Raw genomic sequence first — 20,164 nt, 5'->3', positions numbered from 1 at the left:
GGTGGACAAATTGGCGGCCGCAACTCGCCGGGCGCGTTGTTCGGCCGGCAGGGCGGTTTTACCGGCGGTGCAGGAAAATCCTCGCTGTATGTCCTGCTAATGACCGGCTGCTGCCCTGGATTGCTTTTCCCGCTGGACAGCGGTCGCCATCTCGATCTGGCAGGCATGCGCGATGACACGCCAGGCTTTCCAGCCCCGGGATCCGGCATGGTTCGCGGCTCGGGATTACATCTTCGAGCGCCTGGTTACTCGTGCTCGAGCACACCCAGCCGCCAATATCCGTCGTGCGCTACGTCACTGCTTGTACAGCACATACTGCCCGCCGCCGGTGTTGACGATGGTCAGCTTCTTCTTTCCCGCGTACGTCGACAGTCGCCATTGCCATGCATAGGAACTGGTACGGCCCTGGAAGACGATGGTGCGGCTGTCTGCCTCGAAAACGCCCTCGTCATTGGTGGCGCCGCCGGCGAAACTCAGCCGGAACTCCGCAGCGGCGGTCAGCGTCACATCCACCTCGTGGGTGTAGCTGTCATAGGCGTACTGGTTGCCCCTGCCGGTCCAGTGGCCCACCAGTGCTTCCGGCACCGATCCTTCGGAGGTCGGAGCTGTTGCCGGCTTCGTCTTTCGGCCGTCTGCCGTCTTGGTCGGCGTCGGCCGGGGCTGTGGGATTGATATCGAGGGCGTCGGGGACACCGATGGAGGCGGCTCGGCCAGGATGTTGAAGTAGTCGCGTCCCAGTGCGGCTCCGCTCACGACGACCCCCACGATGGCGACCAGGAGTCCCCCAAGCCCCAGGCACACGCTCGACCAAGCGGGATCCCTGCGCAACCATTCACGGAAACGTTTCACGAACGGCTCCCTCGCCATGCCCTTTTGCGGCAATCTCGTCCGCCATTTTGGCGTAATCTCAATATCACGGAGGGTGAGTATGAGATTTGCCGCCGGGAGCGCGGGCACGTGGCGGCTGGAGGAGCTGCTTCCTGAGTCTGGCGTCTTCTGACAAATCAGTAGCGATCACCACACTGCCGTCCCATACGCTGCTACGAGATCATCAAGCAGAAGGGCGGTCCCTCATGCCGCAGCGAGTAGCGCCGGGCCTCATCTCCTGGGCGAGCGACATCGAGCCGGGCACCATCGAACAAGCCGCCCGCGCCGCCCGCCTGCCCTTCGTCCCCGGCCACGTCGCGCTGATGCCCGACGCCCACGTCGGCATGGGCGCCACCGTCGGCTCGGTCATCCCCACCCAGGGCGCGATCATCCCCTCGGCCGTGGGCGTGGACATCGGCTGCGGCATGGTCGCCACCGAGACCGACCTGACCGCCGCGGACTTGCCCGACACCCTGGCCTCGCTCATGCCGCTCATCGAGCAGCGCATTCCGGCCGGCGTCGGCCAAGGCCATGACGACCCGTCCACCGACGCCTCGCTCCAGGCGATCGGCACGCCCAGCACCTCGCTGACGGGCAAGCAGGAGCACACGGTCATCGCGCAGTTCGGCACGCTCGGCTCCGGCAACCACTTCGTCGAGGTCTGCCTGGACGAACGCGATCACGTGTGGACGGTGCTGCACTCCGGCTCGCGCGGCATCGGCAACCAGCTCGCCACCAAGCACATCAGCCAGGCCAAGAAGCTGATGAAGCAGTGGTTCATCGAGCTGGAGGACCCGGACCTGGCCTACCTCGTGCAGGGCACGCCGCACTTCACCGCCTACATCGAGGACATGCTGTGGGCCCAGCGCTACGCCATGGCCTCACGCGCCCGCATGGCCGAGGTGCTGGTGGCCTCCCTGTTCCAGGTCGTCGGGCACGGTAGCGCGTTGCGCACGATCAACGCCCACCACAACTTCACCCAGATGGAGCGCCACCACGGCCGCGACATGTGGATCACCCGCAAGGGAGCGATCAAGGCCGCCAGCGGCGACGAGGGCATCATCCCCGGCTCCATGGGCACCCGCTCCTACATCGTGACCGGCCTGGGCTCCACCGCCTCCTACAACTCCTGCTCCCACGGCGCGGGACGGCGCATGTCGCGTACCGAGGCGCGCAAGAAGCTCACCGCCGCCTCGCTCACCGAGGCGATGGGCGACCGCACCTGGAACGCCGACCGCGCCGGGGCTCTGGTGGACGAGCATCCGGAGGCCTACAAGTCGATCGACCAGGTCATGGAAGATCAGAAGGACCTTGTCACCGTTCAGCACACGCTGCGCCAGGTCTTCAACTACAAGGGCTGATCCAGATTCCCGACCAGCGCGGGCCGGTCGGGTCTGGGACACTTCGACGACCGTCCGAAATGTGATCGGGTGCGTAGGGTGACCGCTGTCCTGCGCTCGCGACCATGTGACCGGCAGCACCGATAAGGAGAACGTCATGCCTCCGGCGGATTCCACCACCCCATCCCCGTCGCCCACGGTCACCTCTTCGCCCAGCCCATCTCCTGATCCTTCGCCGACGAGTCCGTCACCCTCGGAGTCACCGACCTCGTCGGCAAGCCCCTCGCCCTCCGACTCGCCGTCTCCGTCGGGCAGTCCGTCGCCTTCTGACTCGCCGTCTCCGTCCGCGAGCCCGTCTCCGTCCGGATCTCCCTCTTCGTCGCCGAGCCCCTCGCCCTCCGACACGCCCACTCAGCCGGGGAGCCCGTCGCCCTCGACGTCCCCCAGCGCGCCAGGGCAGCAGATGCCTCCCACGGCTCGGCCATCGGCGCCGCACTATCCCCTCCCGACGCCGGAAGGGCCTGGCAGCGGCAGTTCTGGTCAGCCGGAGACGCTCACCGACAAGACCAACTTCAAGAACGTGGTCGGCGCGTTCAACGACGAGCACACCGACCTCTTGCGGGACGCCCGCAAGATTCTCGACGACCTCGCCGGGCTGGGCGACTTCGCCGGCACCGACGAGGCGGGAAAAAGGTTCAGAGAGGGCTACTCCAAAGGGCTCGAGAAAGCCGGCGACTACACCGGAAAACTCGGCGCCGTATATTCGGAGATCGCCGACAAGCTGGCTAGCATGAAAACCGCCGTCGACATCGCGAACTGGGCCACCGTCCAAGCCCTGCCGAAGGTGTCCGACCCGCCCAAGTTCTCGCCGACGGACGGCACTATCAGTTCCTGACGTACGCACACCTGTTGGAGCTCTGATGACCACACCTGATGACGGCATTCCCATTGTCGACGCCGAGATCAACCGGCTCCTGGCCGAGTTTCAGGCCGAAACCCGGCCCCTGGAGGCACTGCAGGAGAACCTCAACGCTCTTCGCGGCAGAGGCGAGTCGGCGAATGGTGAGGTGGAGGTCGAGGTGCTGCCGAGCGGGGCGCTGAGCGGCCTGAAAATCAACCCTCGTGCGCTCAGGCTCGGCTCGGAGGCCCTGGCGGAAGCCGTTCTCGCCGCCGCGAACGACGCCGCGACGGACGCGGCCAGGCAGATGAGCGAGATGATGATGGGCGGCTTGTCACCGTTCGCGGAGGAGGCCCGGCGCTTCAGCCGGGAACAGGGCTGAGCGGCCGGTCTCCTTCTGACGATCCCCCACCGGATGTCGACGAGCTACTTGCCCGGAGTCGACGGATAGTAGCCCTGCCAGCGCCTGAACTGGTCCTGGCCTCCTGCCACCGTAAGTTTGGCGAGCATCTGCTGCCACGTGGGCAGGAGGCTCTTGGGGTCATCGACCACGGCACTGGGGTTGTTGAGCGCATTTCCCGTCAAGCTGAAGACGGTGGATCCGGTCATGAACACGACGGCGTTCCTTGCCGCCTCGTTCTGCGGCAGGTACCTGATGACGGTTTTCCCGACATTGGCCGGGTCCGCTTTGTAGAAGAGTTTCCCGAAGTTGGCCGGGTCCACGTTGTAGAAGACCATGCACGCCGCGAAGTTCTTCAGCATGTACTCGCCGCGGTCGCCCCACGACCCCATGTCCTCGCCCCTCGCCCCCTTGACCCCGTCGACGATCAACTGGTCGAGGACCGTGTAGGCGGTAGTGCCCCCGGTGGCGTACAGGAGCCGCTTTCCCACGGCATGCTCGAATATCTTCGTCAGCAGTCGCGCCTGCGCTTTGCGCTCCGCCCAGTCGATGAAAAGCCGGACCTTCTTGTCGATCGCCGGCCAGCAGAAGAACATCAGCAGTTCCAGCCATTGGGTGATCGCCATCGAATGGAGTGCGTGCTGGACTTGGGCCAGCATGTCGGCGTAGTCGTCCACCGCGTCGGCCAGTCCGCGCAAATACGCCGACAATCGCACCGGGTAAGGGGCGATCTCGGTCCAGAAATATTTTTCGAAGGCAGTGACGCCGGCGCCCAGATTATGTTGCCCAAGGCTGTTCGCGGCGCCTATGGCCGTTTCCTCGCTGGCATCCACCCGCGTCGCCAACTGCCGTAACAACTGCGCTGCCTGGCGTGCCTTTTCCGGATCCCCGTCAGGAAATGTGACCGCCAGCATCTGCCAGACGATCGCACTCATGCCCGCGGCGGACAGGAGGAATCCTCCCACCGGGAGCGCCTTGCCGGACGGCATTGGACTCACGCGCAAAAGCCTTTCTCCAGGTCGGGGATGAAGATCCGCCTTGCCCTTCCGTGAACCAGGAAGCGGCAGGCGACCGGCCGGGACCCGCACACGCGGGCCTTCGTGAATTGCCCCGGAACCCCCATCATCGCTGCGGGATACCTTAGCCCGCTCCCACCATGGTGGTCATCATTTCGCAGCCCTCTTTCCATGGACGGGAAGCCCGTGCCGACGGCAGAAGATACGCAGGATTTACTCGATCGAAACCCGGAATGCGACCAAAGAGCACTCCCGGCACTGTCCGTGCCGCCACGACCACGAACGGCGCCGCGCCGCCTGCCGCTTGCGAGGCGTCCGCATCTCGAACATGATTCCCCATCGACACTCACGGTAGTGGTATGGATACTCTTCGTGTAAGCCCTCTGTCTCCCCGATCACTTCCACCCCGCGAGTGGCTTCACGCTGCCCGCGGACGGCGGTGAGCCGGGGAACAACGTAAGGAGAGCGATGCACAAGAAGTCCCTCGCCCTGGCCGTCCTCCTCACCGGCGCATGCCTGACGACGGCCACCGCCGTCACCGCGGCCAACGCCACCTCCGCTCCCGCCAACGCCGCACCCGCGGCCGCGGTTCACGCGCTGCCGCCCGGCTACCAGCTCGTGACGCTGCCCAACGCGAACGTGCCCAACTTCCAGCGCCGCACCCTCTACTGCCCCGGCGCCAAGAAGGTCCTGGGCGGCGGCGCCGAAGCCCGCGGCAACGGCGCGATCCTGGTCGGCTCGTTCCCCACCGATGACGGCCGCGGCTGGATCGCACTCGGCCGCCAGATCGGCTACAACGACGTCGGCATCAGCGTCTTCGCCATCTGCGCCGACTGACGTTCCGCAGTCTCCGGCCCCGGTCGCTCGCCGACCGGGGCCGTCCGCGTGAAGGAAACGAGCAGGGACACTACGAGGGGGACTTTCTGCCGCCGACCCGGGAGGCGCGATGCTCAAACGCGTGATCATGCTGGTGCTGCTGCTGGCCGGTTGCACCGCCGCCCCCGTCTCCTCGGCTCCCGTCTCCTCGCCGCCCGCGTCGCCCTCCGCCGGCGGCTGCTCCAAGAGCGCCCGGCTCGGGCCGGGCAGCCACACCCTGACGTTCGGCGGCCTCAAACGCCGCTACCTGCTGTCGGTGCCCAAGGGCCGCGGCCCGCATCCGGTCCTGCTCAATCTGCACGGCCTCGGCTCCAGCGCCGCCCAGCAGGCCGCCTACAGCCGCCTGCCCGAGGCCGGGTCGCGGCGCGGCTACATCGTGGCCACCCCGCAGGCCGCCGAGGGCCGGCTCGGCTGGACGCTGCCGCACACCTACGGCCCCGACGACACCGGCTTCCTCACCGCGCTGCTCGACCACCTCGAACAACGACTGTGCGCCGAGCGGCGTCGCGAGTTCGCCGCCGGCATGTCCTACGGCGCCGGCATGTCCACCGGCCTGATCTGCGCCATGAACGGCCGCCTGGCCGCGATCGCGCCCGTGGCCGGGATCAACATCGTCCAGCCCTGCGCCGAGGCCGTGCCGACCACGATCATCGCCTTCCACGGCACCGCCGACGACATCGTCCCCTACCAGGGCGGCCACCCCTTGCAGAACTCCTCCGGCCGGCTGCGCGTCCTGGCCGGCATGGTCGTCCTCAAGCCCGTCGAGCAGGTCGTCGACGCCTGGGCGCGCGTGCTGGGCTGCACCGGCCGCACCACCTCCGCCGTGTCCTCCCAGGTACGGCTGCGCGGCTGGAAAACCTGCCGCGACGGCGTGTCGGTAGGCCTGTACACGGTCAAGGGCGGCGGCCACACCTGGCCGGGACCCCTGCGTGTGCAGCGGCTGGGCGCCACCGCCCGCGGCCTCGACGCCACCGACGTCATCCTGGACGCCTTCGACCGCACGCCGTCCCGCTGAGCCTTCGGACCGCCCACCCGCGCCCGTCCCGCTGAGCTTCCGGACCCTCCAGGCGCGCCTGCCCCGCTGAGCTTCTGGGCCTTCCGGCCGCGTCCGCCACCCTGTATGACCCATGCATGAGCGACGACGTACGCGTCATCATCGAGGCCGTCCCCCGCGCCGGGCTGAGCGCCGAGCAACTGCGCCAAGCCGTGGCCCGTCACCCGGGCGTGCTGTCCGCGCTGGAGGTCGCCGATCCCGACCGGCTGACCATCGGCCCCGCCGCCGCGCTCGGCCACGACCCCGGCGAGAACGCCCCCTTCCGCGCCACCGTCTTCGATGCGGTGGGCAACCGCGCCGTCGAACTGCGCGGCACCCTCGACCGGCCCGAACGCGCCGAGATCCGGCCCAGCGCCCACCGGCCGCCGCCCAGCCACGACGAACTGGTCGAGGCCGCCGCCATCCTGCGCGCCGACCCCCACTTCCCGGCGGACGGCGACGCGATCGTCTACCGGCCCATGCCACCGCTGGCCGACCTGGAAAACCCCGACGGCACCACCGTGCGCCGTCCCACCCTCGGCATCTACACCCCGAACGAGCCCACCGGGGTACGCCACCGCATCGTCGCGGTCGACACCGCCGCCCACACCGTCGACTGGACCCCGGCGGGCATCGACGTGCGCATGCACCACGACTGCGAGCACACCGTCCCCGAAGGCATCGACCCCCTGGCCGACCGCGGCGGCCCCGACCAGGTGCGGGTACGCGTCCTGAGCGGCGCCACCGAGCTGTGGAACCTGCTGGTCGTACGGCCGCGCGCCTCCGCCCCGCAGAATCCCGGCGTCGGATCGGGCGTGGAACTGCGCGAGGTCCGCTACCGGGGCCGGCTGGTGCTGCGCCAGGCGCACGTACCCATCCTGAACGTGGAGTACGAGCACGGCACCACCTTCCGCGACGACGCCTCCACCGAGACCCGCTTCTCGGCCGGCGGCACCGACCCGGTCGGGTGGGGCTGGCGGCTGTGCGACAGGCCGCCGCGTACCATCCTCGAACGGCCCGACAGCGACTCCGGCGGCTTCCAGGGCGTCGCCTTCCACCACGACGGCGACGAACTGCGCATCGTCAGCGAGATACAGGCCGGCTGGTACCGCTACGCCAGCGACTGGCGGCTCGGCGACGACGGCACCATCCGGCCCCGCTTCGGCTTCGCCGCCACCGCCAACCCGATGACCTGCATGGTGCACCGCCACCACGCCTACTGGCGCTTCGACTTCGACATCGAAGGCGCCGCCAACGACGTCATCGAGCAGATCGACCAGGGGCCGATCATCCCCGACCCGGTGCCCATCATCCGCGAGACCACCCGCCGCCGCGCCCCCGGCCGCTACTGGCAGGTATGCGACAAGTCCTCAGGCCGCGGCTACCAGATCCACCCCGGCCCCTTCGACGACACCGCCGACGCCTACGGGGTCTCCGACCTGTGGTTCCTGCGCCACCACCCGGCCGAACTGGAAGACGGCAACCCCGGCCCGCGGGACCGCGCCGCCCTCGGACGTTTCCTCGACGGCGAGAGCATCGACGGCGCCAACGTCGTCGTCTGGTACGCCGGCCACTACTACCACGACCAGGCCCACCCGCAGCCGCACCAGGGCGAGCTGATAGGGCCGGAACTGGTGCCGATCTGACGGCTACGCTTGGCGTCCATGAATCAGGTGGGTGAGACGACGGCGCGGGCGCTGCTGCGCAGGCTGGCCGTCGAACAGGCCGAGTGCAGGGTGCCGTCGCTGACGGCTGCGATCGTACGGGAGGGGAGGCTGGCCTGGTTCGGCGCGCGCGGCTTCCACGACTCCGCTGGTGAGGGTGACAGCAGGGTGCCCACCGTGGACACCCAGTACCGGCTCGGCTCGATCACCAAGAGCATGGTCGCCACCGTCGTCATGCGGCTGCGCGACGAAGGCCGCCTCGACCTGCTCGACCCCCTGGCCAAACACCTGCCGGACACCCCGTTCGGCGAGGTGAACATCGCGCAGCTGCTCTCCCACACCGGCGGCCTGACCGCCGAGCCGCCCACCAGCTGGTGGGAACGCACTGCCGGCCTGCCGTCCGACGAACTGCTCGCCCTGCTCGGGCCGGAGCACACCAAGCACCGGCCCGGCCGCCGCTTCCACTACTCCAACCTCGGCTTCGCCCTGCTCGGCGAGCTGATCACCCGGCTGCGCGGCGTGCCCTGGCTGCGGGCCGTACAGCAGGAGGTTCTCGATCCGCTCGGCATGACGGCCACCACCGAGCGGCCGCGCGCCCCGCACGCCACCGGGTACGCCGTCCACCCGTGGGCCGACGTGGTGCTGCCCGAGCCCGAACACGACGCCGCCGCCATGGCGCCCGCCGGGCAGCTGTGGTCCACGACCGCCGACCTGGCCCGCTGGGCGACGTTCGTGGCCGGTGACACCGGCGGCGTCCTGTCCCCCGCCACCCTCGCCGAGATGCGCGAGCCCGCCACCGTCGACGACGGCGACGCCTGGACCTCCGGGTACGGGCTCGGCCTGCAACTGACCCGGCACGCCGGCCGCCGCCTGGCCGGTCACACCGGGTCCATGCCCGGCTTCCTGGCCACCGTCTGGGCCGACCCGGCCGACCAGGTGGGGGTGCTGTTCATGGCCAACACCACCAGCGGCCTCACCTACACCCTGCTCACCGACCTGCTGGACATCCTCGACGAACACGAACCCCGCCTGCCGCGGCAATGGCGCCCCGCCCCCGCCGACCCCGCCCTACTGGCGCTGACCGGGCTGTGGCACTGGGGGCCCAAGCCGTACTCGCTGCGGCTGCTGCCCGACGGCGGCCTGGCACTGACGCCGGTGGGCGGCGCGGGCCGGGCGTCCCGGTTCGTGCCGCAGGACGACGGGACCTGGCTGGGGCTGGACGGCTACTACGCCGGCGAGACGCTGCGGGTGGCGGCCGATCACCTCGACATCAACACCTTCATCTTCACCCGCGACCCGTACGACCCGGACGCGCCCGTCCCCGGCGGCGTGACGGACTGGCACGCCTGACCGCACTGCTCGGTCACGCTCAGCCGACCTCGCTGGAGCTCGTCCGGTTGGGCCCCTCCGGCTGGGCCAGTTCGTGTGAGCCCGTGCGTGTGGGCCCGTGCGTATGGGGCTTGCCCTCGGAGGGGCGCTCCCCCGGGCGTCGGCCGGGGAGTGGCCGGTCAGCCCAAGGGTGTCGCCGACGGCGGCTGAGGCCCTCGAACGCCGGCGCCAGGGCCGCTCGCCCGCTTGGGACCGCGCCTTTGCGGGCGGTCCCAAGCGGTGCGCTCTTGGCGGGAGTCGTGGCGGCGAGGGAACGGCGGTCGAGGTGGCAGCATGGTCGTGTGCGTGTGGCAATCCTGGGGCCGCTGGAGGTCGAGTCCGCCGCCATCAGCGGCGCCCGGCTACGTTTGCTGCTGGTACGGCTGGCGCTGTCGGCCGGGCGCACCGTCGCCGTCGAGGAACTGGCCGAGGCGTTGTGGCCGGACGAGCGGCCCACCGACCCGGCCAACGCGCTGCAGTCGCTGGTCTCCCGGCTACGGCGAGCCCTGCCGGATCCGTCGGCGCTGGCCCTGGTACCCGGCGGCTACCGGCTTGACGCTGTCACGGACGTACGGGAGTTCGACCGGCTGACGGCGCAGGCGCGACGCGAAAGCGACCCGGCGGCCACGGCCAGACTGCTGAGCGAGGCGCTGGCCCTGTGGCGCGGCCCAGCACTGGGCGAGGTCGCGACGGCCCCCTTCGCGATCGGCTACGCGGTACGCCTTGAGGAGGCCCGGCTGACGGCCATCGAAGACCGCGCGGAGGCCGACCTGACACGCTTCACGCAGGAAGGCACGGTCCCCACGAACCCGTCCCCCAACGGCGCCACCCGAGACCACCCTGACCAGGACCGCACCACTGATACCACCCCGGGCAGCAACACACGGGACCGCGTTACCAAGGTCAGCACGACCTACGACCGGCCCGGCCGGGACCGCACCCCTCAAGCCACGCCGACCGCACGGACCGGCGGCTCGACGGACGATACGACACACCCAAGCGGCCCTACGCTCGGCGCGACCACCCCGACCACCCCGACCACCCCGACCACCCCGACCACCCCGACCACCCCGACCACCCCGACCACCCCGACCACCCCGACCACCCCGACCACCGCAACCGGAGGAACGTCGGGACGTGGCTCGGCCACGGGAGGGGGCGAGAGCGCGACGGGCGAGAGCGCGGCGGCGGGCTTTGGAGGCACAGCAGAAGGCGCGGACAGAGGCGGGGGTGCGGACGGAGGCGGGCGGGGGGATGGAGAGTTGGGCGGGCTGTTGGCGGAGCTCGGTGAGCTGACGGCGCGTCATCCTCTGCGCGAGCGGCTGCACGCCACCCGACTCAAGGCGCTGCACGCCGCCGGACGCCGAGCCGAGGCGCTGGTCGCGTACGAGCACTTCCGGCGGGGGCTGGCCGACGAGCTGGGTGCCGACCCGGGCCCGGAGCTGCGGGAGATCCACCTGAAGCTGTTACGAGCCGATCCCGTCAGCCGTCCGCGCACCAACCTGCGGACCCCGCTCACCAGCTTCGTCGGCCGCGCCGCCGAGATCGCCCAGGTACGCGCCCAGCTGGGACGGAGCCGCCTGGTGACGCTCGTCGGCCCGGGCGGCGCCGGCAAGACCAGGCTCGCCACCACGATCGCCACCGCCCTCCTGAACGAGGCCGGCCACCGAGGCAGCCCTGACAACGGCTCCCCGCACGGCGACGGCCGCGACAGGCCCGACAAGCACGACGACGTGGGCGGGCACGACGGCATGGGCAGACGCCCAGGGCATGCGGGCCGAGACGGACGGCCGACGTACGAGAGACCGGATGGACGGCCGACGTACCAAGGACTGGACGGACGGCCGGCGTACGAGGGACCAGACGGACGGCCGACGTACGAGGGGCAGGCGGGCCCGGCGTACGGCGAAGGGTATCCGCGGCGGATGTACAACAGCGGGCCGGCGTACAACAGCGGCCCCGCGAGCCTCGGCGGACAGCCGGCGTACGAGGGGCCGAGTGCGGTGTGGCTGGTGGAGCTGGCGCCCGTCAGTGATCCGGCCGACGTGCCGCAGGCGGCGTTGGCCGCGCTCGGGCGTGCGCCGATGCCGGCCGGTCCCGCCGCGCCGACCGACACCCTCGAGCGGCTCGTCGAGGCCCTGTCGGCGGGCCGGGTGCTGCTGGTGCTCGACAACTGCGAGCATCTCGTCGACGCCGCCGCCCGCCTGGCCGAAGAGCTGCTCGGCCGCTGCCCGCGGCTGCGCGTGCTGGCCACCAGCCGCGAGCCTCTGGGCATCGTGGGCGAGGTCGTCAGCGCGGTCCCGCCGCTGCCGGTCGTGCCGGCGGTGGAGTTGTTCGCCGATCGGGTGGCGGCGGCGTGTCCGGGGCTGGTGCTGGATCAGGGGCTGGTGCGGGAGGTCTGCCGCCGGCTTGACGGGCTGCCGCTGGCCATCGAGTTGGCCGCGGCTCGGTTGCGCGCGTTGAGTTTGGCGGAGCTGGCCGTACGCCTGGATGACAGGTTCGTGCTGCTGACCGGAGGCAGCCGTACGGCGCTGCCCCGGCATCAGACGTTGCGCGCGGTCGTGGCGTGGAGCTGGGATCTGCTGGAGGAGCCGGAGCGGCGGCTGGCCGAGCGGCTGGCGGTGTTCGCGGGCGGGTTCGATCTGGCCGCCGCCGAGCATCTGGGCGGCACCCTCGACCTGGTCGCGGCCTTGCTGGACAAGTCGCTGCTGCAGGCGGCCGACGGTGGCCGTTACCGCATGCTGGAGACGATCAGGGAGTACGGCCTGGAACGCCTGGCCGAGACCGGGCGGCTCGGCCCGGCCCGTGCCGGGCACGCGGCCTACTTCCTGCGGCTGGCCGAGCTGGCTGAGCCGTATCTGCGCGGGCGGGAGCAGCTCACCTGGATCGCGCGGCTGCTGGCCGAGCATGACAACCTGCTGGCCGCGCTGCACTTCGCCGTCGGCCGCGGCGACGCCGACACCGCGGTACGGCTGGCGGCGGCGATGGGCGTGTTCTGGACGATCCGCGGCAACCGGCAGGAATCGGTGGGCTGGATGAACCTGGCGCTGGACGTGCCGGGGGTGGCGCCGTGGCAGGCCAGGCTGATCGTCTCGGCGACGTTGCTCATCAACGGCGCGCTGGGCGGTGATGACTCCATGGTGGAGTCGGATGTGCGGGAGCTGCGCCGCCTCGCCGAGCTGGCGGAGCGGGAGCCGGGTCACCCGGTGCTGGCGATGATCGGGCCGGCGGTGGCGTTGTTCACCGATGACAAGGCGCTGGGGCTGCGGGAGGTCGAGCGGCGTCTGTTCCATCCCGATCCGTGGGCTCGCGGGATGCTGCTGATGGTTCGGGCCGCCATCAAGGAGAACGACGGTGACATGGGCGGCTCACGCCAGGACCTGATCGCCTCCGCCGCCGAACTGCGGGCGGTGGGTGAGCGGTGGGGGCTGGCGATGACGCTGATGTCGCTGGCCGAGGCGCACGCGATGTTCGGCGACTTCGATGACGCGCTCGCCTCGATCCAGGAGGCCACGGCGTTGATGTTGCAGCTCAATCCCGATCTCGATCCCGGCCACCAGGTGTGGCAGGCGACGATCCGCATCCGCAGGGGCGAGGTGGAGCGGGCGCGCGCCGAGTTGCGCGCCATGACGGAGCAGCCGCACCGCGAACAGTCGGCGCGCAACGCCGCCTTCGCTCACGCCGGGCTCGGCGACCTGGCGCGGCTGGAAGGTGATCTCGACACGGCCGCGCGTGAGTATGAGCTGTCGGCGGCGACGATGGAGCAGTCGCCTTCGATCGTGCCGCAGTTCCGGGCGCTGGTGCTGATCGGCTGGGCGCATCTGGCGCTGGCGGTGGGCGATCAGGTGGCGGCCGAGCGGCATATCGGCCAGGCCGCCGAGCTGAGTGTGTCGGCCAAGGACATGCCGGTGCTGGCCCGGGTGGGGGTGGCGGTGGCGGAGTCGCGGGTGCTCGGCGGCGATGCGGCGGTCGCGGCCCGGACGCTGGGTGCGGCCGAGCAGTTGCGCGGCGCGCCCGACGCGTTCAACCCCGATGTGGCGCGCCTGTCCGCGTGGCTGCGCGCCGAGCTCGGCGACGCCTATGACGCCGCCTACGCGGCGGGCCGGGGCCTGGACCGGCCCGCCGCCCTGAAGCTGGTACGCGCCCCGGCCGCGCCCTCAAAACGACCGGGACCGGCCCCGCCCTCATAACGGCCGGAACCGGCCGCCGCCGGTGCGCCGACCCGCGTGGTGAACTTCAGAACACCAGGCGCCGCACCACAGATGTCTCAGGCGCGGCGCCGGTAGGCGGCGACGGCCAGCGGCGCGAAGATCGCCAGGAACACCAGCCCCGACGCGACCGTCCACACCACCGAGGCGGCGGTCGGGCCGCCGAGCATCAGTGCCCGTGCCGCCTCCATCGCGTGGTTGACCGGGTTCACCTCCAGCCAGGCCTGCAACCAGCCGGGCAGCGTGTCCTTGGGGGTGATCATGCTGGTGCCGAACGTCAGCGGGAACAGCACCACGAACGAGGTGCCCTGCACCGCGCCGGGCTCTCGCATCAGCACCCCCAGCAGCACGAACGCCCAGCTCAGGCAGAACGAGAAGAAGATCGTCAACAGGCAGGCGGCCAGCGTGGGCACCAGCCCGGTCCGGACCCTGAAGCCCAGCGCGGCCCCCGTCCCCATCAACACCACGATCGCCACCACATAGCGGATCAGATCGCCCAGCACCGATCCGATCAGCGGCGCCGAGCGGGCGATCGGCAGGCTGCGGAACCGGTCGAAGACGCCCTTCTTGATGTCGGTGTTGAGGTTGACGCCGGTGGCCATGCCGCCGAACATCACCGTCTGCACCATGATCGCGGGCAGCAGGAACTGCAGGTACTCCTCGGTCGAGCCGGACACGGCGCCGCCCAGGAGGAAGACATAGATGATCAGGAAGAGGATCGGCTGCAGGGTGACGTCGATGAGCTGTTCGGGGGTGCGCAGGGTCTTGACGACGCTGCGCCCGGCCAGGGCGAGGCTGTGGCGGACCAGGCCGAAGGGGCGCTGCTCCAGGCGGGCGGGGGCCGCGGTGCGTTCGGTGGTGAGGGTCATGCCGCGTTCTCCTGGTCCGCGTGGTGGCCGGTCAGGGTGAAGAAGACCTCGTCGAGGCTGGGCAGGCGCAGTGACAGTTCGGTGACCGCGATGCCGGCGGTGTGCAGTCGCGCCACGATCTCGGTGAAGGCGGCGTCGCCCTCGACGGGCACGGTGGTCACGTCGCGGCCGGGTGATTCGGCGGGGCGGCCGGCGACGGAGGAGATGATCTCGGCGGTCTCTCGCAGTCTGCCGCGGTCGGCGGGCCGCACGAGTACGGTCTGGCCGCCGACGACGTGCTTGAGCTCGGCCGGGGTGCCGTGCGCGATGACCTTGCCGTGGTCGATGACGGAGATGTCGTCGGCCAGCGCGTCGGCCTCCTCCAGGTACTGGGTGGTCAGCAGGACGGTGACGCCATCGGTGACCAGGCGGCGGATGATGTTCCAGACGTCTTCGCGCTTGGCGGGGTCCAGGCCGGTCGTGGGCTCGTCCAGGAAGATCACGTCGGGCCGGCCGACCAGGCTGGCGGCCAGGTCCAGGCGGCGGCGCATGCCGCCGGAGTAGGTGGAGGCGCGCCGGTCGGCGGCCTCTGCCAGGCCGAAGTCGCTCAGCAGTTGCGCCGCTCTGGCCTTGGCCTCACCTGCGCGCAGGTCGAGCAGCCGGCCGATGAGGACCAGGTTCTCGGTGCCGGTCAGGTCCTCGTCGACCGAGGCGTACTGGCCGGTCAGGCCGATCATGCGGCGTACGCGGGCGGGGTGGCGTGCGACGTCGACGCCGCTGACGCGGGCGTGGCCGGCGTCGGCGCGCAGCAGGGTGGCCAGGATGCGTACGGCGGTGGTCTTGCCGGCGCCGTTGGGGCCCAGGACGCCCAGGACGGTGCCTTGGCGGGCCGACAGGTTGATGCCGGCCAGGGCCGTGGTCTTGCCGAAGCGTTTGACCAGCCCTTCGGCTTCGAATGCGTTCATGGCGGACAGCGTGGACGGCGGTGCTGACAGGCCGCGCACAGATCGCTGTCATGGTGCCAGGCGCGCTGCCAGGTCGGCGGCGGGGCCGGGTGGGAGGCTGCCGTGCAGCAGTTCGACGCGGTGCACCAGCCGGGGCGACACCAGCGGAACGCCGCAGGCGGCGGAGGCGGGCAGCAGGGTCAGGCCGTGACCGGCGGCGACCAGGTTGAGCACGGTGTGCACGTCGTCGCCGGTGTAGTCGAGCGCGGGCCGGAAGCCGTCGCCCAGCAGGTCACGCAGCCGCTCCAGCGGGCACAGTGTCGTCTGCAGCCAGTGCGCGTCGACCAGGTCGGCCAGCCGCAGCCCTGTCCGGCCGGCCAGGGGGTGGTCGCCGGGCAGCGCCACAACCAGGCCTTCCTCGGCCACGCCGACCGTGGTCAGCGGGCCGACGTCGGGCAGGCGCAGCGGGTCGTTGGGCGCGGTGATCCCGTCGGCCAGGCCCGCCTCGGCCGTGCCGTCGGCCACCTGCCTGGCCACCTCGTCCCGGCCGCAGGTGCGTACCGTCACCCGTAGCCGCGGCTGCGCCGCCCTTGCCGCCGCCAGTCGTACGGCCAGGACCGAGTTGAGCGCCAGGGGTGTGGCGGCCAGGGTCAGGCGGTGGGCGGGCAGTGCGGCGGTGCGCAGCACGTCGGCCCGCGCGGCGCGGATGCGCAGCAGCAGCGGCCCGGCGTGCTCCAGCAGGCGCAGGCCCGCCTCGGTGGGTGTGACCGGGCGGCGGTGCAGCAGCGGCAGGCCCAGGTCGCTCTCCAGCGCGGCGACCTGCTGGGAGATGGCCGACTGGGTGTAGCCGAGGCGTTCGGCCGCCGCGGAGAACGAGCCCGTCTCGGCGACGGTGACGAAGGTACGCAGCAGATGAGGGTCCATCAGTGTTTCTTATAGCACGTACAGACATCATCGTTGGCGCTTAAGGAGGGGTTCGCCGCACCATGGAGGCATGAGAATCGCCCTGGTCGGAGACCGCTCGCCCAGCGTGCGCGCGCACGTCCGCATCCCGCTGATCATCCAGGCGCTGCGCGAACGTGACGGCATCGCGCTCGACCCCTACTGGATCCCCTCCACCGACGCCCACGACGACGCCCTCCAACGCTTCGACGGCATCTGGATCGTGCCCGGCAGCCCCTACCTCAGCGAGGAGGGCGTGATCAGCGCCGCGCGGACCGCGCGCGAGCACGGCATCCCCGTCCTGGGCACCTGCGGCGGCTTTCAGCACCTGCTGCTGGAGTACGCGCGCGGCGTGTGCGGACTCGACGTGGCCCACGCCGAGAACGACCCGGGGGCGCGCGACTTCCTGCTGCTGCCGCTGCAGTGCTCGCTGGCCGGCCACGAGGGGCTGGTACGGCTGGCGCCCGGCACGCTGATCGAGCAGATCATCGGCTCGCCCACCACGATGGAGGCCTACAGCTGCTCCTACGCCCTCAACGACGCCTACAAGCAGCAGCTCGTCGAGCACGGCCTGGTCTTCTCCGGGCACGCCGACGACGGCATGGCGCGGGTGGCCGAGCTGCCCGGACACCCGTTCTACCTGGCCACGTTGTTCCAGCCGGAGCTGTTCGGCGACGGCAGCCGCCCGCACCCGGTCATCTCCGCCTTCGCCGCCGCGGTCAGCCGTAGGACGGCTCGGCGTGCCGTAGCTCACGCAGGCCGGGCAGAGTGAGGGTGCCCAGCCGCGCGCCGGTGCGCGGCTGGAGCCGCAGCACCTGCTCGCCCGCGCCGGCCAGCAGCTCGCCGTTCAGCCAGGCCAGCCCCCGCGCCTGGCCCGGCAGGTCCCAGGCGCCGGCCAGGGCCAGCGTCTGGCCGTCGGCCGACAGCAGCCGCTTGCCCGCCGCCAGGTAGACGCGGCCGTCGGCGGCCACCGCGTAGGCCTCGCCGCCGGGCTGCTCGCCCAGCAGGGCGCCGCGTTCGATCCGCAGGTAGTCGGTGGAGGCGACCACGACCCGGCCGGTGGAGGCGTCGACGACGTACAGCCGCCTGGCCTGGGCGTCCAGCGCCATCGCGTGCGAGAGCGGCGGGCCGAGACCGAACGGCTCGGGCAGGTCCAGGCAGTAGGCCCAGCGCTGGTCCAGGCTGAGCACGTGCACGAACGCGTGCACGCCGGGGCTCAGGTCGTGGCCCGCGACCAGGTCGCGGGTGTGCAGGTGCTCGTCCTGGTGGGTGTAGAGCGTGTAGAGGGTGGCCAGGTCCGGGTCGTGGACGGCCTGGCGGCCCGTGCCGCGCATCTCCTCCTCCTTCGACAGCGGCACGGGCTGCTTGGCGCGGGTCAGCAGCGGCGTCATCCGGCCGGCGGCCAGGTCGTACATGCGGACGCGGTAGCGGTCGGGGTGTTCGGGCGGCAGGTGGTCCAGGACGTACATGACCTGGCCGTCGCCGGAGAACGCCTCCGGTTCGATGTTGCCGTCGAGCTGGAGCGTCCGGGTGCCGTCGGCTCCGGTCAGGGTGATCGAGGTACGGCTGCGCGGGCCGGGTTCGGGGCCGAGGGCCACGACCCGGTCGGAGACGGCCTTGATCCGTTCGCCGGGGGCGACGGCCTGTTCGACGAGGTGGCCGGTGGTGGTGTCGTAGGTGCGCAGGTGGCCGTGGTCGAGCTGGTACAGGCGCAGCCAGCGGGCGCCGGGCACGGCCCCGGGGTAGGTGGCCGTCACCGCGCCGGTGGACAGCTCGACCAGGGACAGCCCGGCGGCGGTCTCGGCGAGCAGCCGGCCGCGCGGGGCGGGGGGCGCCGCCCGCCGGCCGGTGACGGGAAGGTCGTCTGGGCCATACTGCCCGCGAATTGACCAGATTTACCACTCTCGCCTGAATAACCGCTGTCGCCTGGTTTCATGGGCTGTGGGGCGGGTAGCCGCGCCGTCCTATCTGTCGTCATGGCGGGGTGAGAGTCACATGCCCGAGCGGGTAACCACGGAACCACGCGACCGGGGGCCGGCGATCCTGGCGCCGGCACGCTTCGGCGGCTATCCCGGGCCGCTGCGCAAGGCGCTGCCCGGTGGGAAGCTCACCCGGTTCCTGGCCACCACCGACCACAAGCAGATCGGGCTGCTCTACCTGCTGACCTCGTTCGGATTCTTCCTGGTCGCCGGGGTCCAGGCGATGCTGATGCGGGCCGAGCTGGCCCGGCCGGGCATGCAGTTCCTCTCGGCCGAGCAGTACAACCAGCTCTTCACCTCGCACGGCGCGCTCATGCTGCTGCTGTTCGCCACGCCGGCGGCGTTCGGGTTCGCCAACTACATCGTGCCGATCCAGATCGGCGCGCCGGACGTGTCGTTCCCCCGGCTCAACGCCCTCGCGTACTGGCTCTACCTCTTCGGCGGCCTGATGGTGCTCGGCGGCTTCCTCACCCCGGGCGGGGCCGCCGACTTCGGCTGGACCGCCTACGCGCCGCTGAGCAGTTCGGAGCACTCCCCCGGCGTCGGCGCCAACATGTGGGTGATCGGCCTGGTGATCTCGGGGCTGGGCACCATCCTCGGCGCGGTCAACCTGATCACCACGATCCTGACCCTGCGCGCGCCCGGCATGACGATGTTCCGGATGCCGATCTTCACCTGGAACATCCTGGTCACCGGCCTCCTGGTGATCCTGGTTTTCCCGCTGCTGGCCGCCGCGCTGATGGCGCTGGCCGCCGACCGCCTGCTGGGAGCCCACGTCTACGACCCGGCGACCGGCGGGCCGATGCTCTACCAGCACCTCTTCTGGTTCTTCGGCCACCCCGAGGTGTACATCATCGCGCTGCCGTTCTTCGGCATCATCTCCGAGATCATCCCGGTCTTCTCCCGCAAGCCGATCTTCGGCTACAAGGGCCTGGTCGCCGCGACCATCGCCATCGCCGGCCTGTCGATGAGCGTCTGGGCGCACCACATGTTCGCCACCGGCCAGGTGCTGCTGCCGTTCTTCAGCTTCCTGAGCTACCTGATCGCCGTGCCGACCGGTATGAAGTTCTTCAACTGGATCGGCACGATGTGGCGCGGCCAGATCAGCTTCGAGACGCCGATGCTCTTCTCGATCGGCTTCCTGGTTACCTTCCTCTTCGGTGGTCTGACCGGTGTGCTGCTGGCCAGCCCGCCGCTCGACTTCCACCTGCACGACTCGTACTTCGTGGTGGCCCACTTCCACTACGTGCTCTTCGGCACGATCGTGTTCGCCGTCTTCGCCGGCATCTACTTCTGGTTCCCGAAGATGTTCGGCCGGATGCTCGACGAGCGGCTGGGCAAGGTGCACTTCTGGCTGACCATGATCGGCTTCCACACGACGTTCCTGGTGCAGCACTGGCTGGGCAACGAGGGCATGCCGCGTCGGTACGCCGACTACCTGCCCGGTGACGGCTTCACCACGCTGAACATGGTCTCCACGATCGGCGCGTTCATCACCGGCATCTCGACCCTGCCGTTCATCTGGAACTGCTGGAAGTCGTACAAGGCCGGCCCGGTGGTCGAGGTCGACGACCCGTGGGGCTTCGGCAACTCGCTGGAGTGGGCGACCACCTCCCCGCCGCCGCTGCGTAACTTCGACCGGATGCCGCGGATCCGCTCCGAGCGGCCGGCGTTCGACCTCAAGTTCCCGGAGCTGGCCGCCGGCGGCCAGAGCCTGGCCGGCCCGCCGGAGGGCGGCGCCAAGCCGCTGACCAGCGAGTCCGACGGGGGAGCCAGCTACC

At 70.7% G+C, this 20,164-nt stretch carries 16 protein-coding genes; 10 read left to right on the top strand and 6 right to left on the bottom strand.

Annotated features, from left to right (window positions below):
• Positions 1–294 precede the first annotated feature (294 nt).
• Positions 295–849 (bottom strand): hypothetical protein, encoded by a 555-nt coding sequence (locus AB0B91_RS43885; RefSeq protein ID WP_358333686.1) that lies wholly within the window; start codon positions 847–849, stop codon positions 295–297.
• A 224-nt stretch (positions 850–1,073) separates the two neighbouring features.
• Between AB0B91_RS43885 and AB0B91_RS43880 the strand changes: the two genes are divergently transcribed.
• The 3 genes from AB0B91_RS43880 (at position 1,074) to AB0B91_RS43870 (ending at position 3,487) form a co-directional block, all read left to right on the top strand.
• Positions 1,074–2,228, top strand: coding sequence for an RtcB family protein (locus tag AB0B91_RS43880; protein WP_358333683.1), 1,155 nt, complete (start codon positions 1,074–1,076; stop codon positions 2,226–2,228).
• 559 nt (positions 2,229–2,787) lie between these two features.
• Positions 2,788–3,102: a hypothetical protein gene (locus AB0B91_RS43875; protein ID WP_358333680.1), complete on the top strand. Its 315-nt coding sequence runs from the start codon at positions 2,788–2,790 to the stop codon at positions 3,100–3,102.
• Positions 3,103–3,127: 25 nt separating this feature from the next.
• The gene (locus AB0B91_RS43870; RefSeq protein WP_358333677.1) at positions 3,128–3,487 is read left to right on the top strand and encodes a YbaB/EbfC family nucleoid-associated protein; all 360 of its coding nucleotides are present in this window, start codon (positions 3,128–3,130) and stop codon (positions 3,485–3,487) included.
• 44 nt (positions 3,488–3,531) lie between these two features.
• Here AB0B91_RS43870 and AB0B91_RS43865 read toward each other — a convergent pair whose 3' ends face one another.
• Positions 3,532–4,470 carry a hypothetical protein gene (locus tag AB0B91_RS43865; protein WP_358333674.1) on the bottom strand — a complete coding sequence of 313 codons (939 nt, stop codon included), beginning with the start codon at positions 4,468–4,470 and terminating at the stop codon, positions 3,532–3,534.
• Between the two features lie 519 nt (positions 4,471–4,989).
• Between AB0B91_RS43865 and AB0B91_RS43860 the strand changes: the two genes are divergently transcribed.
• The 5 genes from AB0B91_RS43860 (at position 4,990) to AB0B91_RS43840 (ending at position 13,652) form a co-directional block, all read left to right on the top strand.
• The gene (locus AB0B91_RS43860) at positions 4,990–5,358 is read left to right on the top strand and encodes a hypothetical protein (RefSeq protein ID WP_358333671.1); all 369 of its coding nucleotides are present in this window, start codon (positions 4,990–4,992) and stop codon (positions 5,356–5,358) included.
• 109 nt (positions 5,359–5,467) lie between these two features.
• A complete protein-coding gene (locus AB0B91_RS43855; RefSeq protein ID WP_358333668.1) occupies positions 5,468–6,412 on the top strand; it encodes a hypothetical protein in 945 nt (314 codons plus the stop codon).
• Positions 6,413–6,528: 116 nt separating this feature from the next.
• Positions 6,529–8,076 carry a hypothetical protein gene (locus AB0B91_RS43850; RefSeq protein WP_358333665.1) on the top strand — a complete coding sequence of 516 codons (1,548 nt, stop codon included), beginning with the start codon at positions 6,529–6,531 and terminating at the stop codon, positions 8,074–8,076.
• Between the two features lie 18 nt (positions 8,077–8,094).
• Entirely contained in the window at positions 8,095–9,444 is a 1,350-nt protein-coding gene (locus tag AB0B91_RS43845) for a serine hydrolase domain-containing protein (protein WP_358333662.1), read from the top strand.
• Between the two features lie 320 nt (positions 9,445–9,764).
• The gene (locus AB0B91_RS43840) at positions 9,765–13,652 is read left to right on the top strand and encodes a BTAD domain-containing putative transcriptional regulator (protein WP_358333659.1); all 3,888 of its coding nucleotides are present in this window, start codon (positions 9,765–9,767) and stop codon (positions 13,650–13,652) included.
• 77 nt (positions 13,653–13,729) lie between these two features.
• Here the strand turns inward: AB0B91_RS43840 and AB0B91_RS43835 are convergent, their stop codons facing one another.
• Genes AB0B91_RS43835 through AB0B91_RS43825 form a run of 3 tightly spaced genes read right to left on the bottom strand, consistent with a single transcriptional unit; the run spans position 13,730 to position 16,386 of the window.
• On the bottom strand, positions 13,730–14,539 hold the full coding sequence (locus tag AB0B91_RS43835; RefSeq protein ID WP_358333656.1) for an ABC transporter permease: 810 nt from the start codon (positions 14,537–14,539) through the stop codon (positions 13,730–13,732).
• Entirely contained in the window at positions 14,536–15,483 is a 948-nt protein-coding gene (locus AB0B91_RS43830; RefSeq protein WP_358333653.1) for an ATP-binding cassette domain-containing protein, read from the bottom strand. Before AB0B91_RS43830 ends, AB0B91_RS43835 begins: the two co-directional genes overlap by 4 nt.
• A 48-nt stretch (positions 15,484–15,531) precedes the next feature.
• A complete protein-coding gene (locus tag AB0B91_RS43825; RefSeq protein ID WP_358333650.1) occupies positions 15,532–16,386 on the bottom strand; it encodes a LysR family transcriptional regulator in 855 nt (284 codons plus the stop codon).
• A 70-nt stretch (positions 16,387–16,456) separates the two neighbouring features.
• Between AB0B91_RS43825 and AB0B91_RS43820 the strand changes: the two genes are divergently transcribed.
• Positions 16,457–17,176 carry a hypothetical protein gene (locus AB0B91_RS43820; RefSeq protein ID WP_358333647.1) on the top strand — a complete coding sequence of 240 codons (720 nt, stop codon included), beginning with the start codon at positions 16,457–16,459 and terminating at the stop codon, positions 17,174–17,176.
• On the opposite strand, the gene AB0B91_RS43815 is transcribed toward AB0B91_RS43820, so the two are convergent.
• On the bottom strand, positions 17,124–18,161 hold the full coding sequence (locus AB0B91_RS43815; protein ID WP_358333644.1) for a hypothetical protein: 1,038 nt from the start codon (positions 18,159–18,161) through the stop codon (positions 17,124–17,126). The genes AB0B91_RS43820 and AB0B91_RS43815 overlap by 53 nt on opposite strands.
• A gap of 238 nt (positions 18,162–18,399) precedes the next feature.
• Between AB0B91_RS43815 and ctaD the strand changes: the two genes are divergently transcribed.
• A partial coding sequence (gene ctaD, locus AB0B91_RS43810) for a cytochrome c oxidase subunit I (protein ID WP_358333641.1) occupies positions 18,400–20,164 on the top strand: 1,765 nt, incomplete at its 3' end.

Origin of the sequence: Nonomuraea sp. NPDC049141 (assembly GCF_040648415.1) — a bacterium.
In the GTDB taxonomy this organism is placed as follows: domain Bacteria; phylum Actinomycetota; class Actinomycetes; order Streptosporangiales; family Streptosporangiaceae; genus Nonomuraea.
This window is presented reverse-complemented; position numbering and strand designations above follow the sequence as displayed.

What these genes read in the sequence shown, in the direction of transcription:
- AB0B91_RS43880 (WP_358333683.1), top strand. Translation starts at nt 1,074, where the DNA reads ATGCCGCAGCGAGTAGCGCCGGGCCTCATCTCCTGGGCGAGCGACATC.
- AB0B91_RS43870 (WP_358333677.1), top strand. Translation starts at nt 3,128, where the DNA reads ATGACCACACCTGATGACGGCATTCCCATTGTCGACGCCGAGATCAAC.
- AB0B91_RS43860 (WP_358333671.1), top strand. Translation starts at nt 4,990, where the DNA reads ATGCACAAGAAGTCCCTCGCCCTGGCCGTCCTCCTCACCGGCGCATGC.
- AB0B91_RS43855 (WP_358333668.1), top strand. Translation starts at nt 5,468, where the DNA reads ATGCTCAAACGCGTGATCATGCTGGTGCTGCTGCTGGCCGGTTGCACC.
- AB0B91_RS43850 (WP_358333665.1), top strand. Translation starts at nt 6,529, where the DNA reads ATGAGCGACGACGTACGCGTCATCATCGAGGCCGTCCCCCGCGCCGGG.
- AB0B91_RS43845 (WP_358333662.1), top strand. Translation starts at nt 8,095, where the DNA reads ATGAATCAGGTGGGTGAGACGACGGCGCGGGCGCTGCTGCGCAGGCTG.
- AB0B91_RS43835 (WP_358333656.1), bottom strand. Translation starts at nt 14,539, where the DNA reads ATGACCCTCACCACCGAACGCACCGCGGCCCCCGCCCGCCTGGAGCAG.
- AB0B91_RS43830 (WP_358333653.1), bottom strand. Translation starts at nt 15,483, where the DNA reads ATGAACGCATTCGAAGCCGAAGGGCTGGTCAAACGCTTCGGCAAGACC.
- AB0B91_RS43825 (WP_358333650.1), bottom strand. Translation starts at nt 16,386, where the DNA reads ATGGACCCTCATCTGCTGCGTACCTTCGTCACCGTCGCCGAGACGGGC.
- AB0B91_RS43820 (WP_358333647.1), top strand. Translation starts at nt 16,457, where the DNA reads ATGAGAATCGCCCTGGTCGGAGACCGCTCGCCCAGCGTGCGCGCGCAC.